The sequence below is a fragment of the Burkholderia sp. A9 genome (assembly GCF_000801975.1).
The window spans coordinates 119,383-131,927 of record NZ_JSZN01000004.1 but is presented as its reverse complement, the minus strand read 5'-3'; the positions used below and the strand labels follow the sequence as shown (position 1 = coordinate 131,927).

The window sequence follows — 12,545 nt, the reverse complement described above, 5'->3', positions numbered from 1 at the left end:
TCGTCACCGTAGCGGCGCGAGCAACCGGCGCGCCGCTTCGACGACCCGCGCGGACAGCGATGCCATCGTCGGCGACTGCACGGTCCACGCATGCCAGTACAGCGCGACGTCGGTCGGATGCAGGGGGGCGAGATCGACGAGCCCCTGCGCGTCGAGCGGCGCGCCGCCGATCAGCGGCTCCGGCACCATCGCGTAGCCGAGCCCGTGCCGCACCGCCGCGAAATGCGCGTGCGTGCCCGGCACGTAATGGCACGGGTACGCGCCTTCGGGCAACCCGAACTTCTCCTTCAGGAATGCGGACTGCAGCGTGTCGCGCCGCGAATACGCGACGACGGGCGCAGCGCGCGCGCTGGTGCGATTCAGGCCGCGCGGAAACCAGCGCACCGCGAACGCGGCGGTCGCGAGCAGCCGGTAGCGCATCGTGCCGAGCGGCGTCGCAACGCAGCCGCGCATCGGCTTCGGCTCGGTCGTCACGCAGCCGACGGCCATCCCGCTTTCGAGCAGCGCGAACGTATGGTCCTGATCCTCGACGATCAGCTCGAACAGGATGCGCTCGCCCGCGAGCACGGACGTCAGCGCGGGCAGGAACCAGGTGCCGAGACTGTCGGAGTTCAGCGCGATCGTGACCGAGATCGGCGATTCGCGCTCGGTCGCGAGCGTGCTTTGCAGGTCGGCCTGCAGCAGCGCGACGCGGCGCAGGTGCTGCAGCACGCGTTGTCCGGCCACCGTCGGCCGGCACGGCCGCGTGCGCAGCACGAGTGGCGTGCCGAGGCTCGCCTCCAGCGCGCGGACCCGCTGCGTGACGGCGGACGCGGTCACGTGCAGGCGCACGGCGGCCTGCTCGAAGCTGCCGGTGTCGGCGACGGCCAGCAGCGCGGCGGCCTGCTTCGGATCGATCGTCATCGACATGTCGACGCAATTCCTGTGAACGTAAGACGAGAACAGGCGGTAGTGTAAGGCAGTGCGCACGACGGTCCGGGCGCGGCGTAACGTCCCGCCGCGCGCAACGATGCTGCGGCCCGCGCGTTTTGAACTACCCTGTATGAACGCGCGCCCCGCGCGCCGGCGATGCACGCTGGCGGACCGCACGATCAGTACAACCCGCACGACCCGCACAACCGACAGGCACAGGCGACGGAGCAACTTCGCGATGATCTTCCGGCAACTTTTCGACCCGCAATCGTCCACCTACACGTATCTGCTAGCCGATCATGCGTCGCGCGAAGCGCTTCTGATCGATCCCGTGTTCGAGCAGGTGCGGCGCGATGCGGCGTTGCTCGACGAGCTCGGGCTGCGGCTCGTCGCGACCGTCGACACGCACGTGCACGCCGATCACGTGACGGGCGCGTGGCTGCTCAAGCAGCGCACCGGCAGCACGATCGCGATCTCGGCCGCGAGTGGCGCGCAGGGCGCCGACCGCTACCTGGACGACGGCGACAGCTGCAGGTTCGGCGCGCGCTACCTGACCGTGCGTGCGACGCCGGGCCACACGAGCGGCTGCATCAGCCTCGTGCTCGACGACGAATCGATGGCGTTCACCGGCGACTGCCTGCTGATTCGCGGCACCGGCCGCACCGACTTCCAGCAGGGCGATCCGCGTGCGCTGTATCGCGCAGTGCATGGCCGGCTGTTCACGTTGCCGGCGGCATGCCTGCTGTATCCGGCGCACGACTATCGCGGGCTGACGGTGACGAGCGTCGGCGAGGAGCGGCGCTTCAATCCGCGCCTCGGCGGCGATCTCAGCGAAGACGATTTCGCGGGCTACATGCGCAACCTCGGGCTCGCGCATCCGCGCCAGATCGACGTGGCGGTGCCCGCGAACCTGCAGTGCGGGGTGGCCGCGAACGCGCCCGACGCGCAGGCGGTGGCCGACTGGGCACCGCTCGTCTATACGTTCGCCGGGTTCTGGGAGATCGATCCGCAATGGCTCGAGGATCACCTGCCGGCGGTGCAGATCGTCGACGTGCGCGAGCCGGACGAATTCACTGGCCCGCTCGGCCACCTGCCCGGCGCGACGCCGATTCCGCTGGGCGAACTGGCCGCGCGCACCGGCGAGCTCGCGCGCGACCGGCCGATCGTGACCGTGTGCCGCGCCGGCGGCCGCTCCGCGCAGGCGACCGTGATCCTGCTGAAGGCCGGTTTCGCTGCCGTCGCGAATCTCGGCGGCGGCATGCTGCGCTGGCGCGGCGAAGGGCGAGTCGTGAGGGACGGCCGGTCGTAGCGGCGCGATGCCGCGCGGCGAAGAAAAAATGCCGGATCGATGTCGAACCGGGCGGGTGCCGTTCGTCGTCAAGGTATCCGATCACGTGGCGCCGCACGACGCGGCGCCGAAACCCCGAGAGACCACGCGATGACGCCGACGCTTTACGCCCATCCCTTTTCGTCCTACTGCCAGAAAGTGCTGACCGCGCTGTACGAGAACGGCACGCCGTTCGAGTATCGTGTGCTCGCACACGACGATCCGAAGCCGATGCAGGAACTGACCGCGCTGTGGCCACTGAAGCGCTTCCCGGTGCTCGTGGATGCCGACCGCACCGTGATCGAGGCGACCATCATCGTCGAGTATCTCGGCCTCTACCATCCGGGCCCCGTGCGCTTGCTGCCCGACGATCCGCGCGCGGCGCTGGAAGTGCGGACGATGGATCGTTTCTTCGACAACTACGTGTCGACGCCGCAGCAGAAGGTCGTGTTCGATTCGCTGCGGCCCGAGGGCGAGCGCGATCCGCGCGGCGTCGCCGATGCGCGCGCGATGCTCGAAACGTCGTACGCATGGCTGGACCAAAAGATGGCCGATCGCGAATGGGCGGCCGGCGACCGCTTCAGCCTCGCCGACTGCGGCGCGGCGCCATTCCTGTTCTACGCGGACTGGACGCACCGGATCGATCCGTCGTTTGCGAACGTGATCGCGTATCGCAAGCGGCTGCTTGCGCGGCCATCGTTCGCGCGTGCGGTGGACGAGGCGCGGCCGTATCGTTCGTTCTTTCCGCTCGGCGCGCCCGATCGCGACTGACGTGCGCGGCCGAGGCCGCCGCGGCGACGACGATCGATGTGGCAAGGCGCGACGCTGCCGCGCAGGGCCGGCAGCGCGTGCCCGGGCGTCGTGACGTCAGTAATGGATGCATCGCGGCGCCGTCCCGTTACATCGTCGTATGCTTGACCGACTGCGCAAGCGTCAGCAGTTCATCGAACTGCGTGATCAGCTCGAAACACAGCAGGAACGCGAGCGTATAGGCCGGCGCGGGGAAGCGCCGGATCGCGTCCAGCACCTGTGGTGCGAAGCGCGAGCGAATGGCATCGCGCGTCAGCAGCCACGCGATCGCGATGCCGATCGCCGCGCCGGCGATCAGGTCGGTCGGGTAGTGATAGCCGAGATACGCGCGCGGCACGCAGATGAACACGACCGCATACAGCAGCGCGAGTACGCCGGCGCGGCGCGCGATGATGAAGATCCCCGTCGCGATCGCCATCCACAGCATCGCGTGATCGCTCGGGAACGAGCTCCATGCCTGCAGCGTGGCCGCGCGCAATTCCTCGGACGGGAAGTGCAGGTGCAGGTCGGGGTTGTAGATCGGCCGCACGCGGAACGGCAGGACTTTCGCGAGCAACCGGCCGAATGCGAGCGCGACGATCCCGCTCGCGACCGTCGCGATGATCAGCTCGCGCTGCCGTTCGCGTTCCGGTCCCGGCTGGAACCACAGCCAGCACAGCACGGGGATGAGGATGAAGCCCTTGAACGTATAGAGGCCCGCGATCACGCGGATCGCGTGGTTCATCAGCGGGCTGAACGTGATGTGGGTCAGGAAGATCTGGATCGAGGTGTCGAAATTGTTCATGTTCTGCGATCCCGGCGGACGCGCAGCGCATGACATGCGGCCGACCAGGATCAGAAAGCGCGCTCGCACCCGAGCGCAACGGGGGGCAAGTATGTCATCCGTAATTTCGAAGAAAATGGGAAAAAATACCGGGAATCCCCTGAGAAAACGCGCTTGTATGACGGGGCCGGATGGGAGAAGGCCATACGGCGCGCGCGTGCGGAATGATCCGATGATTGCGCACGGGACCCGGGGCCGGGCGGAAAAATAATCGGTTGAACTGGTTAATTTCGCGAGGCATGGCGGACATTGCATCGGATGCGCGAATGCAGTCCGTCTGTCGCACGAATCTGCCGTGCTGCGCTGGGCCGCATAGCACCGATCGAAAATAAAAGAAAAGGCGGGCAAGCCCGGTGGCCCTGCCCGCCCCGCCATCGCGCTGCCGGAAATTACCGGTGCCACATGCGCACGGTCAGCGCAGCCCGCGACGTTGTCACTGCCAGCACGATCACCGCATTCCAGCCCAGTTGCGCGAGCAACGAACTGCCGAGTGCGGCACCGGCCGCCATCCCGAGGAACATGCCGACGAACAGCACCGCGTCGAGGCGGCTGCGCGACGCGGGATCGATCCGGTAGACGATCACCTGGTGAGCGATCAGCGAGGCCTGCACGCCGGGATCGAAGCCGATCGTCGCAGCGGCGAGCAGCGCGAGTTGTGCGTGCGGCGTCATCAGCGGGGCGGCGGCCATCGCGGCGAACGACGCCGTCGCGATCCCGATGCCGATGCGCGTGACGCGTTCGGGCCCGTGATGATCGGCGAGGCGTCCGGCAATCGGCGCGGCCAGCGCGCCGGCGGCGCCGGCGAGACCGAATGCGCCGGCGGCCGCGCTGCCGAGGTGGAACGGCGCACCGTGCAGCATCATGGCGAGCGTCGACCAGAATGCGCTGAACCCGACCGACAGCAGGAGGCCGCGCCGCTGCCGGTCTGCCTGACCTATCCGAACGCGCAGTTCTATCCGTCGCGGCTCGTGCGCTTCGTCGCGATGATGCGCGAGGCCGTGCCGCCGCTCGTCGACGGGCTCGACACGTAAGCGCCGGGGCGCGGCTTTCAGCCGCGCCGGATGCCTTCGGGCAGCGCGCTGATGCGGCGTACTTCGGGCGAGTCGAGCCATGCGCGGGACGTCGCGCAGTCGACGAACATGTCGGTCGCGTCGTCGCCCCAGAACAGGTCGCCGTCGAGTTCGAAGGTCGGCACGCCGAACACGCCGTGCGCGATCGCGCAGTCGGTGTTCGCGCGCAGTGCGTCCTTGACCGGCTGCGCATCGACGGCCGTCACGCCTTCGGGAAAGCCGACCGCCTCACACAGCGCGGCGAAGCCGTCCGGCGTCGACACGTCCTGGCCGTCGCGCCAGATGTGCCGGAAGATCCGCTGGATCGCGTCGCGCGAGCCGCCCATCGCGATCGCGAGACGCAGCGGCCGGATCGGGTTGAACGGATGCGCGGGCGGCATCCGGAACGCAATGCCGAGCTGGTCCGCGCGGTATTGCGCGTGGCGATAGGTGAAGATGCGCTTCGTCGCGATCTCGGCCGGCGCTTTCTGGCCCCAGTGCGTGAGCAGCGCGCCGAGCACGATCGGCTTCGGCTCGAACGCTGCGGCAGGCGGCAAGCGATCGAACCGTTCCTGCTGCAGATAGGCGAACGGCGAAACGAAATCGAAATACCAGGTAGCGGTGCGCGCGGCGTTCATCGCGTGAGTCTCCTCGTGCGGATGCGGAAGGGCGCGTGCGGGGCCGGGGACCGGCGAGCGAGGCACGCGGGGGCGGGCCAGTGTCGCACGCGGCGGCGTTTCGCGCTTGCGGGCCGCGACAACGCGGGCGATCCCGCGCCGGACGGGCGGTGCGCCATCCGCCGGCCGGTGCGGCCGTGGCGGCGGCCGACGGGGGCGCGCAACCGCGCAAGACCCGCGCGCCAGCTAGCCCGCTTCGACCAGCGCCGCGAGCCTGGCGAGCGCCATGCGCCAGCCGGTCTCGTTGTCGGCGGCCGGCACGCCCGGCGGCACGCCATCGTGCACCGCATCGACGCGCGTGCCGCCTGCTTCGTCGGACAGCGTGATCGTGATCGTCATCGCACCGCGCAGCATCGGATCGTCGGTTTCGAACACGTCGATTTCGACGATCTGCTCGTCGGGCACGAGCGTCACGAAGCGGCCGTGATAGGTGTCGGTGTGCGCGGTGGTCTTGCCGGCGCCGGCTGACGGTTCGTCGTAGCTCAGCGACACGCGCAGCGCGCCGCCTTCACGCGCGTCGTACGCGTGCACGCGGCACGTCATGCCGTCGGGCACCTTCCATTGTTCGACCGCTTGCGGGTCGAGCAGCGCACGATAGACGCGCCCGCGCGGGGCGTTCAGGTGCCGGCTGACCCGGGTCGAATGCGTGTGCATGTGCAGCATGTCGCCTCCCGCGGAGCGCGCGCGACGGTGCACGCCGGATGCCGGCGTGTCGTCATGCTTCCTTCAGGAATCCTAGGCGCGTGCGCGACGGCATGCAACGACCGCGCATGCGTCCGGATTCAGCGCAACGCGGCCGCGAATTCGTCGAGCTGGGTGATGCAGATGTTCCAGCCCTCGAAGAAGCCGAGTGCCTCGTGGCGCTCGCGTGTCGCCGCGTCAGGATGCATCACGCGCGCATCGTAGCGGCAGCCCGCGCCGTCGTCGGCCATCGTGATGATGGCCGTGAAGCCCAGCCACGGCACCTGCGGCCGCCAGCCGCCCGCGAGCATCGACGTGAAGGCGATCCGCGCTTCGGGCACGATCTCGAGGAAACAACCGGGGTTGTCGCTCGTGCCGCCGTCGGGGCCGCGCATGAACGTGTGGAAGGCGCCGCCCGGGCGCAGGTCGAACGCACGCACTTCGGTGGTCCACGGTTTCGGGCACCACCATTGCTTCAGCAGTTCGGGGTCGGTCCAGGCGCACCAGAGCGCCTGGCGCGGTGCGCGCAGCGTGCGCGTGATGACGAGGTCAAGGGCTTCGACGGGTTCGACGTGGCTTGCTGACATGGGCTTGCTCCTCCAGGTGGCGGCGTTCGACGAATTCCACGAGACGATCGGAGCGCGCTTCCCACAGCGCGCGCTGCGCGGCGAGCCACTGTTCGGCCTCCGCCAGCCGGCTGCCGACCAGCTCGCAGGTGCGCGAGCGGCCGGTTTTACGGGTCAGGACGAGGCCGCTGCGCTCGAGCACCGCGACATGCTTCATAAACGACGGCAGCGCCATCTCGAACGGCGCGGCCAGTTCCGAGACGGTCCGCCCGCCGTCGCCGAGCGCGCTGACGATCGCGCAGCGGGTCGGGTCGGCGAGTGCGTGGAAGACGTCGCTGATACCGGGTTGAAAGTTAGCCATGTGGCTAAGTATAGGCGCTGCAACCTGAATTTTCATCGCGTAGCATGATGGGGCGGCAACACGCGCCGACCAGGCGTCGCGTTGCTGTGCAACGGCCGCCAATGCACACGCAGCGAGTGCGCGCCGGCGTGTGTTTCGATCCGGGCGCATGCCACCGAACGCGTGTCGCCCGCCTGATTACCGGAGAGGGTATGACCGACACCATTACCGTCCGCCGCGTCGACGCGAGCGAAGCGAGTGCCTGCATCGACGCGCTGGCCGACGTGCTGATCGATTGCGTCGAGGGCGGCGCGTCCGTCAGCTTCATGTTGCCGATCGAGCGTTCGACCGCGGTCGCGTTCTGGACGCGCGTCGCCGACGGCGTCGCGCGCGGCGAGCGCATCCTGCTCGTTGCCGAGGACGCTGCCGGCCGGATCGTCGGGACCGTGCAGGTGTTGACCGTGCAGCCTGAGAACCAGCCGCATCGCGCGGACATCGCGAAGATGCTGGTGTCCCGGCATGCACGCCGGCAAGGTGTCGCCGCGCGGCTGATGGCGGCCGCCGACGACGCCGCGCGCGCCGCCGGCAAGACCGTGCTCGTGCTCGATACCGTGACGGGTGGCGATGCGGAGCGCCTGTACGAGCGGGCCGGGTGGCAGCGCGTCGGCGTCGTGCCGAACTTTGCGCTGATGCCCGACGGCGCGTTGTGCGCGACGACGTATTTTCACAAGCAGCTCGTGTAACGGTGCCGGCCGCTGCGCGCCCCGCGCGCGGGGACGCATCGACACCGCTTGTCGACCCCGATATCCAACGCCCGCCATGCACGCTGTCGCCCCGATGCTCCTGTTTGCCACGTTCACCGCTGGCATCGCCGCGCTGATCGGGCCGCCGCTGCTCGCAATCGCGTGGCGGCGCCGCACGCGCGTGCCGCTGCGCGCGTTTTTTTGCGGGATGCTGATCTTTTTCGTGTTTCAGCCGGTGCTACGGCTGTCTTGGCAGATTCCGCTGTTCCGCTGGCTCGGCCCCGATCCGGGCTGGCACCTGCCGATGCTCGTATTCGCGGCATTCACGGCGGGGCTTTTCGAGGAGTGCGGGCGCTGGGTCGCGTTCCGCTATTTGCTGGCCGGGCGACGCGATCCGCGTACTGCCGTGATGTACGGGCTCGGACACGGCGGGCTGGAGGCGATGTTGCTCGTCGGCATCGGCTTTCTCGCGCTCTGCGGGGGTTACCTGCTCGGGCGCGCCGGGGTCGTCACGAGTGCGGGCGTGCAATCGCTGGTCGCATCGCAGTTCTCCGGCATGACGCTTGCGTCGCCGTTCCTCGCGCTGCTCGAGCGCGTGAGCGCGCTCGCGGCGCATGTCGGGATGTCGCTGATCGTGCTGCAGACGTTCGTGCGCGGGACGAAGCGATGGCTGGCCTATGCGATCGCGATCCATTTCGGGATCGATCTCGTCGTCGTGCTGCTGTCGCGGTACTGGCATGTCGATGCGATGCTGATCGAGGCAATCCTGCTCGTATGCAGCCTCGCGATTCTGTGGGCGGGCATTCGCTGGAGTCGCTGGGGCGCCGGGGCCGGCGACGCGGGCTACGGGCGGGCGGCCTGATCCGGGGCGGATGGCGGCGCTCGCGACAGCATGAAAAGTCGCGCTGCGGGTGTTCCGGTCCGATATAGTGACGCTGGATATCGCCCCGGAACGCCAACGGAATCGCCGCCTCGATGAAACGCTCCCATGTCGCCTTTGCCTTCACGGGCCTGCTCGTCGCGCTGCCGATCGCCGCGTATGCGCTCGTCAAGCCGCTGCGCGTCGTCGCGCCCGCGCTGCTCCCCGGCGTGTCATGCCCGAGCGCGGACATCTGCACGGACGATGCCGCGAAGTTCGGCGCCGCGCAGCAGCTCTATCGCGACGGCTATGCGCGCGCGGCGGCGGCCGTGGGCCCGTTTCGCGACGCCCCGCGCGTGGTGTTCTGCTCGACGCGCGAGTGTGCCGACAAGTTCGGTCTCGGCGAACGCGCGGCACTGACGCTCGGGGATTTTGGCGTGGTCGTCGCGCCGCGCGGCTGGCAGACCTACTTTCTCGCCCACGAGCTGATCCATCACCGTCAGGCCGAAGTGCTCGGCAACCTCGCGGTCGCGACCAAGCCGCGTTGGCTGATCGAGGGGATGGCCTATTCGCTCAGCGACGATCCGCGTCATCCGCTGAAGGAGCCGTTCGAGGCGTGGCGCACGCAATTCTCAGCGTGGCATGCCGCGCTGGGCCAGCAGCCGCTGTGGGACGCGGCACGGGCCGTGAAATAGCGATCGGGTGCGACTGACGCCTGAGTGTCGCAGGCGCCGTTTCGCCCGGGTTCTCGAGCCCGGGATCGTGCGGCGTCGTGCCGCTACGCCGGCACGGCCGGATCGTCGGGCTGCCCGGCGAGCGTGTGGCGCCCTGCGTCGAGGATCTCGTCGGCCAGCGCCGGATCGGTGCCGGCGAGCGCGCGCGACAGCACGAGCGCGCCGACCATCTGGCTGAACACGGCGATCGCATCGCGGCGCGTGTCTGCCGCGGCCGAGCCTTCGGCGGCCACCATTCGTTCCAGCCGGTCGAGATACGCGGCGACGCCGTGCGCGTAGCAGGCGCGCGCGGCGTCGGTCAGGCGCGGCGCGTCGCCCGCGAAGCCGGACAACGGGCACCCGGCTTCGACGTTGTCGCGATGCGCGCTCGACAGGTAGGCCGTCACCTGGTTCGCGACGCTGCCGGCGTTCGGCGAATCCGCGCGGTCCTGCATCGCCTTCTCCATCACCGCGGCGACCAGCGCGTCCTTCGATTTGAAGTGGTTGTAGAAGCCGCCCTGCGTGAAGCCGGCTTCCTTCATCAGCTCCGTCAGCCCGACGGCGTCGACGCCGCGCACCCGGAACAGCCGCTCGGCTGCCGCGACGATCGCGTTGCGGTTTTCGGCAGCCTGTTGTCTCGAGACGCCCATCGATCCCTCCCTCATTCCGGCAATTACGTCGATTGGAAAACACAATGGCGATCACCATTGACGCGTTGAAATCGCGCTGACACAATGCAACGCAAAGACGATGGTGATCGACATTGACATCAAGTGTAGCCGACTTCGCGAACCAAGCGAAGCGACCGGCGCGGCACGGGTGGACGTCGGCGCCGGTCTTTGGCGCCGCGGGGCGCGGGCAGCGGGGCGGCCCGGCTTCCGGCGCCGGCGGTGCAACGGTTCGGTACGCGATGGCAGCGTGGTTTTTCACCGGATCCCGAGCGCGCGGCGAACCGGCGCGAGCGGGATTCACTATCCGAAAGGAATGGTCATGAAGATCGAAGGTGCAGTGGTATTCGTCACGGGCGCGAACCGCGGGCTTGGCCTCGAGTTCGCGAAGCAGGCGCTCGAACGTGGCGCGCGGAAGGTCTATGCGGGCGCGCGCGATCCGGCCAGCGTGACGCTGCCGGGCGTGGTGCCCGTGAAGCTCGACGTGACCGATCCGGCGGCAGTGGCCGCGGCCGCCGACGCGGCGCGCGACGTCACGCTGCTGATCAACAACGCGGGTATCGCCCGTCTCGGCAGCCTGACCGACGACGGCGCGGTCGACGCATTGCGCGATCATCTCGAAACCAACGTGTTCGGGATGCTGGCGATGTCGCGCGCGTTCGCGGGAACGCTCGCCAGCCACGGCGGCGGCGCGATCCTGAACGTGCTGTCGGTTGCGAGCTGGGTGAACCGGCCGATCCTGTCGGGCTACGGCGTGTCGAAATCGGCTGCGTGGGCGCTGACCAACGGGCTGCGGCATTCGCTGCGCGAGCAGCGCACGCAGGTGGTCGGGCTGCATGCCGGCTTCATCGATACGGACCTGACGCGCGGCCTCGAGGTGCCCAAGGCGACGCCGGCCGACGTCGTGCGCCAGGCGTACGACGCGATCGAATCCGGTGCGGAGGAGGTGTCCACCGACGACTTCACTCGGCAGGTGAAGGCCACGCTGTCGGCCGGCGTGTATCTGGACGAGGCGACGCCGCTCTGACGTCGCCTGCTGCGGAAGACGGCCCGCCGCCCGCGCGTGCGCGCGGCGGGCCTGGCCGTCGTCAGGCCGTGGTGTCGATGATGCCCGGGATCTTCACGTCCGGGTTGACGTCCGCGTCGTAGTCGACGCCGGCGATCTCGAAGCCGAACAGGCGCAGGAACTCGGTCTTGTAGCCGGCGAAGTCGGTCATCTCGTACAGGTTGTCGTTCGTGACCTTGTCCCACATCGCGACGACCTTGCCCTGCACTTGCGGATCGAGCTCCTTGTAGTCCGCGCGCAGACGGCCTTCTTCGTCGATGTGCGGCGTCGCGCCGTACAGGCTGTCCTTCAGGAGCCCGTACACCTGTTCGATGCAGCCTTCGTGCGTGCCGGTTTCCTTCATCACCTTGAACAGCAGCGACAGGTAGAGCGGCATCATCGGGATTGCCGAGCTCGCCTGCGTGACGACCGCCTTCAGCACCGACACGCGGGCATCGCCGCCGTGCGCGGCCAGCTTGTCGCGGATCGACAGCACTTTCTTGTCGAGGTCCTTCTTCGCTTCGCCGATCGAGCCGTTCCAGTAGATGTCGTGCGTGATCTGCTCGCCGAGATACGTGAACGCGGTCGTCTTCGCGCCGTCGGCCAGCACGCCGGCTTCATCGAGCGCGTCGATCCACATCTGCCAGTCCTCGCCGCCCATCACGGCGACGGTGCCGTCGATCTCTTCCTGCGTCGCCGGCTCGAGCGACACTTCGCGGATCACTTCCTTGTCGGTGTCGAGGCCGCGGAACGTGACCGACTTGCCGACCGGCTTGAGCGTCGAGCTGATCGTTTCGCCCGTCTTCGGATGCGTGCGGCGCGGTGCCGCGAGGCTGTAGACGACCAGATCGACCTTGCCGAGATCCTGCTTGATGGTGTCGATCGTGATCTGCTTGACCTTGTCGGAGAATGCGTCGCCGTTGATGCTGCGCGCATAGAGCCCCTTTTCCGCGGCGAATTTCTCGAACGCGGCGCTGTTGTACCAGCCGGCCGTACCGGGTTTCGTTTCGCTGCCGGCGCGCTCGAAGAACACGCCCAGCGTGTCCGCGCCCGAGCCGAATGCGGCCGAGATCCGGGCGGCGAGGCCGTAGCCGGTCGACGCGCCGATCACGAGCACCTTCTTCGGGCCGTTGGCGATCGGGCCGTGCGAAGTCACGTAGTCGATCTGTTCCTTGACGTTGGCTTCGCAGCCGACCGGATGAGTCGTCACGCAGATGAAGCCACGCACGCGCGGTTTGATGATCATGGAAACCTCTAGTGAGAAAGGCGGGGACGGCCTGAAATCGGAAAAATCCCGCGCATTGTAAAGGAAGCGGGCGATCGCGGGCGGGC

At 68.5% G+C, this 12,545-nt stretch carries 14 protein-coding genes and 2 pseudogenes; 7 read left to right on the top strand and 9 right to left on the bottom strand.

Annotation, left to right across the window (positions count from 1 at the left end; translation table 11 throughout):
* Positions 1-3: 3 nt before the first annotated feature.
* Positions 4-909, bottom strand: coding sequence for an HTH-type transcriptional regulator ArgP (locus PI86_RS02570; protein WP_039318479.1), 906 nt, complete (start codon positions 907-909; stop codon positions 4-6).
* Between the two features lie 241 nt (positions 910-1,150).
* Between PI86_RS02570 and PI86_RS02565 the strand changes: the two genes are divergently transcribed.
* Together PI86_RS02565 and PI86_RS02560 are read left to right on the top strand one after the other, a co-directional pair.
* Positions 1,151-2,221, top strand: a complete 1,071-nt coding sequence (locus PI86_RS02565; RefSeq protein ID WP_039318477.1) for a rhodanese-like domain-containing protein — start codon at positions 1,151-1,153, stop codon at positions 2,219-2,221.
* Positions 2,222-2,350: 129 nt separating this feature from the next.
* On the top strand, positions 2,351-3,010 hold the full coding sequence (locus PI86_RS02560; RefSeq protein WP_039318474.1) for a glutathione S-transferase family protein: 660 nt from the start codon (positions 2,351-2,353) through the stop codon (positions 3,008-3,010).
* A gap of 127 nt (positions 3,011-3,137) precedes the next feature.
* On the opposite strand, the gene PI86_RS02555 is transcribed toward PI86_RS02560, so the two are convergent.
* Together PI86_RS02555 and PI86_RS02550 are read right to left on the bottom strand one after the other, a co-directional pair.
* Positions 3,138-3,833, bottom strand: a complete 696-nt coding sequence (locus PI86_RS02555) for a phosphatase PAP2 family protein (RefSeq protein ID WP_039318729.1) — start codon at positions 3,831-3,833, stop codon at positions 3,138-3,140.
* Positions 3,834-4,261: 428 nt separating this feature from the next.
* Positions 4,262-4,777: pseudogene (locus PI86_RS02550) on the bottom strand (MFS transporter); the annotation flags it as partial.
* Here PI86_RS02550 and PI86_RS16800 point away from each other — a divergent pair.
* A pseudogene (locus PI86_RS16800) lies at positions 4,778-4,903 on the top strand (LysR family transcriptional regulator); the annotation flags it as partial. It lies immediately after the preceding pseudogene.
* Positions 4,904-4,920: 17 nt separating this feature from the next.
* Here the strand turns inward: PI86_RS16800 and PI86_RS02545 are convergent.
* From PI86_RS02545 to PI86_RS02525, 4 genes are all read right to left on the bottom strand, one after another.
* A complete protein-coding gene (locus PI86_RS02545; protein ID WP_014900874.1) occupies positions 4,921-5,559 on the bottom strand; it encodes a 2-hydroxychromene-2-carboxylate isomerase in 639 nt (212 codons plus the stop codon).
* A 225-nt stretch (positions 5,560-5,784) separates the two neighbouring features.
* The gene (locus tag PI86_RS02535) at positions 5,785-6,261 is read right to left on the bottom strand and encodes an SRPBCC family protein (protein ID WP_039318725.1); all 477 of its coding nucleotides are present in this window, start codon (positions 6,259-6,261) and stop codon (positions 5,785-5,787) included.
* Positions 6,262-6,380: 119 nt separating this feature from the next.
* The gene (locus PI86_RS02530) at positions 6,381-6,866 is read right to left on the bottom strand and encodes an SRPBCC family protein (protein ID WP_039318469.1); all 486 of its coding nucleotides are present in this window, start codon (positions 6,864-6,866) and stop codon (positions 6,381-6,383) included.
* Positions 6,829-7,206 (bottom strand): ArsR/SmtB family transcription factor, encoded by a 378-nt coding sequence (locus tag PI86_RS02525; protein ID WP_039318466.1) that lies wholly within the window; start codon positions 7,204-7,206, stop codon positions 6,829-6,831. Before PI86_RS02525 ends, PI86_RS02530 begins: the two co-directional genes overlap by 38 nt.
* 191 nt (positions 7,207-7,397) lie before the next feature.
* Between PI86_RS02525 and PI86_RS02520 the strand changes: the two genes are divergently transcribed.
* From PI86_RS02520 to PI86_RS02510, 3 genes are all read left to right on the top strand, one after another.
* Positions 7,398-7,928, top strand: a complete 531-nt coding sequence (locus tag PI86_RS02520) for a GNAT family N-acetyltransferase (RefSeq protein WP_039318464.1) — start codon at positions 7,398-7,400, stop codon at positions 7,926-7,928.
* Positions 7,929-8,004: 76 nt separating this feature from the next.
* Complete coding sequence (locus PI86_RS02515; protein ID WP_235362670.1) at positions 8,005-8,790, top strand: YhfC family intramembrane metalloprotease; 786 nt, start codon at positions 8,005-8,007, stop codon at positions 8,788-8,790.
* Between the two features lie 113 nt (positions 8,791-8,903).
* Positions 8,904-9,482: a membrane protein gene (locus PI86_RS02510; RefSeq protein ID WP_039318460.1), complete on the top strand. Its 579-nt coding sequence runs from the start codon at positions 8,904-8,906 to the stop codon at positions 9,480-9,482.
* A gap of 83 nt (positions 9,483-9,565) precedes the next feature.
* Here PI86_RS02510 and PI86_RS02505 read toward each other — a convergent pair whose 3' ends face one another.
* Positions 9,566-10,150 (bottom strand): TetR/AcrR family transcriptional regulator, encoded by a 585-nt coding sequence (locus PI86_RS02505; protein ID WP_014900881.1) that lies wholly within the window; start codon positions 10,148-10,150, stop codon positions 9,566-9,568.
* A 340-nt stretch (positions 10,151-10,490) separates the two neighbouring features.
* Here PI86_RS02505 and PI86_RS02500 point away from each other — a divergent pair, with 340 nt between their 5' ends.
* Positions 10,491-11,195 (top strand): SDR family oxidoreductase, encoded by a 705-nt coding sequence (locus PI86_RS02500; protein WP_039318458.1) that lies wholly within the window; start codon positions 10,491-10,493, stop codon positions 11,193-11,195.
* Between the two features lie 61 nt (positions 11,196-11,256).
* On the opposite strand, the gene fabV is transcribed toward PI86_RS02500, so the two are convergent.
* On the bottom strand, positions 11,257-12,459 hold the full coding sequence (gene fabV / locus PI86_RS02495; RefSeq protein WP_039318456.1) for an enoyl-ACP reductase FabV: 1,203 nt from the start codon (positions 12,457-12,459) through the stop codon (positions 11,257-11,259).
* Between the last annotated feature and the right edge of the window lie 86 nt (positions 12,460-12,545).